Origin of the sequence: Prosthecobacter sp., assembly GCF_029946185.1 — a bacterium.
GTDB lineage: Bacteria > Verrucomicrobiota > Verrucomicrobiia > Verrucomicrobiales > Verrucomicrobiaceae > Prosthecobacter.
The window spans coordinates 1-3,131 of record NZ_JAQSEA010000170.1 but is presented as its reverse complement, the minus strand read 5'-3'; the positions used below and the strand labels follow the sequence as shown (position 1 = coordinate 3,131).

Sequence of the window (3,131 nt, the reverse complement as noted above, 5' to 3'; positions counted from 1 at the left end):
ATAAGGCATGAAGATCGCCAGCCCCATGCGCTCCCAATGAAACAAGTCATCCGACAGGGCGAACGCGATGCGCGGTCCGCGTGAAGACAACGCGGTGTAGGTCATCACATACTTCTGCAACGGCTCGACAAAGGTGATGCGTGGGTCTTCGCAGCCGCCACTGCCATCGGCGCGCAGTTCGTAGTTGGTTTCAGGCTCCAGTGCGATACCGAGGCGCTCGACTCCGACCGGATCTCCGTCCTTATCGAACTGCACTCGCGCGATGCCGATGCGAGAGAAGTTACCGTCTGCAACCAGCCGAGGAAACAAGTAAAGCTGCCCATCTGGGCCACGAACGGCGGCGGGGTTCAGCACACCTCCTGCCTCCAGCGGATTGCCCGGCTCTGGTTCCATCACCACGCCGAAGCGCTGCATTTGAAAGTCACTCATCATGGCTCAGTGGTGCTTATAGAAGCCGACGCCTTTGATGTCGTTCCACGAGGTTGTTTGATGGCAGAGGAAGCACTGGTTCACTTGCGCGTTGGGCTTGCAGGCGACTTTCATGGAGATCATTTGGAAGTGCATCATGTAGTGGCTCGGCGGGGCTTGGTGGCATTGGGCGCACGATTGGGAGGCCGCTGATGGGTGGCGGAATTCCGGCAACGTCCACTTAACGGTGGCGTGGCATTGCGCGCAATCATTGCCAAAGAGACCGACGTGCCGGTCCTTCGTCTGGTGGCACGTTGCGCAGTTGAGCAGCGATTCCTCGCGTTGCAGATGAGGGTTGAGTGGTGGGGCGTCGCTTTGTTTAAGCCAGGCAATCAGTGCGGCACGCGATGAATCGTTGGTGGCAGGAAGCTGTTTCAGGCCGATGCGCGCGAGTGCGACGTGATCCATTTTTGTCGTGCCCACGACTCGGCCTTGGTGTTCCAGATGGCACTCAGTGCATGAGCCAATGTCGCCGTGGAAGGCGCTGGGCTGGCGTTCCAGCACGGTCTTGTTATCAGCGTGGCAGACGGTGCAGTTTTTTGCCTCGACACCCTTCACTGGCGTGTGGCACGCAGCGCAGTTGGTTTCGAGAAAAGCGTGCGGCTGCGAGAGTTGGCCTGGCATGACCGCACGCTGCGCCACGACCTGGGCGCGTGGGAAATGCAGCACGGCGAGCGTCGCCGCTGCGACTCCGGCAATGATGAGTGCAATGGTGAGGATGAGCTTGGTCATGGCAGCCACCTCAATCCAAAGTAAATGCCTGCCGCGATGTGCGCCGCGAGCAGCGCATACATGGCCACCGAGAGAACGATGTGGGCCGTCAGCGCGCGCGCAAACCAGCGCTTCAGCAGCTCGTGCGTGCGAATCGAATACTCCAAATCCGCCACGCCTACGGCCAGCGTGGTGACTTGGCCTGCTGGACTGTCGGAGGCAAACGACAGTCCGAGTGAATCCAAGCCAGCGGTTAGCAATGGTGCCTTTGGCAGACCTTTTTTTTCAGCGGCAGACTTCTCCAATACGCCCCATGCGCTGTCGAGATCACCCCTTGCGGTTTGCAAGAGTAGCAGCTTGTCCTTCATGTCGAGGTTCACAAAGGGAGTCAGATAGCGCAGCACATAGCCAGTCACGACGACGAGCAGCATGGTCGCGGTGAGTGCGATGCCGAGCGGGCTGTTGTATTTGTGTCCGGTGTGAATGAGCGCGAGCAGCGCGCCAACGATGCCGGTGTAGATGTGGATCGTCAGCCACGTCTGCAACGAAACGTATTTGATGAAGTGCTCCTTGAAGAATGGGATGCGCTTCATGAAGACATAGACGAGGGGGACGAGCATGAGCACGGCTCCCGAGATGCCGAACACCGCGCCAAGGCCGCTGCCCGCGAAGTCCGATGAGACATGCAGGAGGAAGCCGAGCCAGCCAAACATAAGCACTGCAAAGATGCTGCTGACGATGAAGCGTTCGCGGTTTTTCATGGTTATGCCTCCACGGTGACCTCGGTTTTGGGCTTCGCCTGGCAGGCAAGGATGATGCCATTTTTCTTGTCATCATCATCGAGCGAATCCTGCACCTCTTGGTCCACTTCACCACTCGTCATCTTCACCTTGCAGATGCCACAAGTGCCCACGCGGCAGGAGTTCTCGATGCCGATGCCGAGTTCTTCGGAGAGTTCGAGAATGGTCTGTCCCTCGTGAATCTTGGCGGACTTGTTATTCGTCGAAAATGTGACCAGCAGGCCCGTCGCAATGACGGATGGTTTGGCAGTGAGGCCGGGCGCGGCAGGAGCGGGTTTGACCGCGCCGAACGCCTCGGTCTTGAGGTTGTCGGGAGAGACGCCGATCTCGATAAGGAGCGCCTTCGCTCCATCCATCATCGTCGGCGGCCCGCAGACGTGAACTCGCCGCTTGGCAAGATCAGGAACCGCGCCGGTGAGCAACTCTTTGGTGAGGCGTCCGCGCGGTCCTTTCCAGTCCGGCCCCGCCTTCGTCATTGTGACCACGACGTGCAGCTTCGGATTGCGATGCTCCAGTTCCGCGAGGGCCTTTTGAAACATGAAGTCGGCTTCCGTGCGGCAGGAGTAGATGAAAAAGATGTCGCCGGGCCATGACTGCTCCGTGAGATAGCGCGCGATGCTTGTCATGGGCGTGATGCCGACACCTGCCGAGAGGAGGACGACGCTCTCTGCCTCGGTGCCGTTGAACGTGAATTTGCCCACGGGGCCGCCCGCTTCGATCACGTCGCCGACCTTGAGCAGATCAACAATGTGCCGCGAGACGGCACCACGCGGCTCGCGCTTGATGGTCAGATCAACGTAGTCGCGCTCGTTCGGCGACGAAGAAATGGAATACGAGCGATTCATTCGCGCACCGCCGATCCAGAACGCGACATTGAGGAACTGACCGGGGACGAACGTGAAAGGCAATGGCGCGTCGCCAGCCGCGCGAAGGCGGAAGGTTCTGACCGCTGGCGTTTCGTCGATGATGCTCTCGACGCGGAGCTGGCCCCGCCACTTCGCGGTTAAAGGCGCTGTTGGGTTTTCGCTCACGATGCCCCAGGCTTGCCCTCCAGCGGCGGTGCCGATCCCGGTGGCGGAGAACCTCCGTCTGACTCGATCCGCCCGAAGAGAGCGGCGGCACGGCGCATCTTGAAGTAATACAAGGCGAGCA

The 3,131-nt window shown here is 59.8% G+C and carries 3 protein-coding genes and 1 pseudogene; all 4 read right to left on the bottom strand.

The genetic code is table 11. The features are described from left to right. A pseudogene (locus PSV43_RS14945) lies at positions 1-429 on the bottom strand (glycosidase); the annotation flags it as partial. Positions 430-435: 6 nt separating this feature from the next. Beyond that, entirely contained in the window at positions 436-1,200 is a 765-nt protein-coding gene (locus PSV43_RS14940; RefSeq protein ID WP_300198809.1) for a hypothetical protein, read from the bottom strand. After that, complete coding sequence (locus PSV43_RS14935) at positions 1,197-1,940, bottom strand: hypothetical protein (RefSeq protein WP_300198806.1); 744 nt, start codon at positions 1,938-1,940, stop codon at positions 1,197-1,199. Before PSV43_RS14935 ends, PSV43_RS14940 begins: the two co-directional genes overlap by 4 nt. Before the next feature lie 2 nt (positions 1,941-1,942). After that, positions 1,943-3,010, bottom strand: coding sequence for a 2Fe-2S iron-sulfur cluster-binding protein (locus PSV43_RS14930; protein ID WP_300198803.1), 1,068 nt, complete (start codon positions 3,008-3,010; stop codon positions 1,943-1,945). Positions 3,011-3,131 lie beyond the last annotated feature (121 nt).

Bases quoted from the DNA above. Each gene is read 5' to 3' on its own strand.
- PSV43_RS14940 (WP_300198809.1), bottom strand. From the start codon at position 1,200: ATGACCAAGCTCATCCTCACCATTGCACTCATCATTGCCGGAGTCGCA.
- PSV43_RS14935 (WP_300198806.1), bottom strand. From the start codon at position 1,940: ATGAAAAACCGCGAACGCTTCATCGTCAGCAGCATCTTTGCAGTGCTT.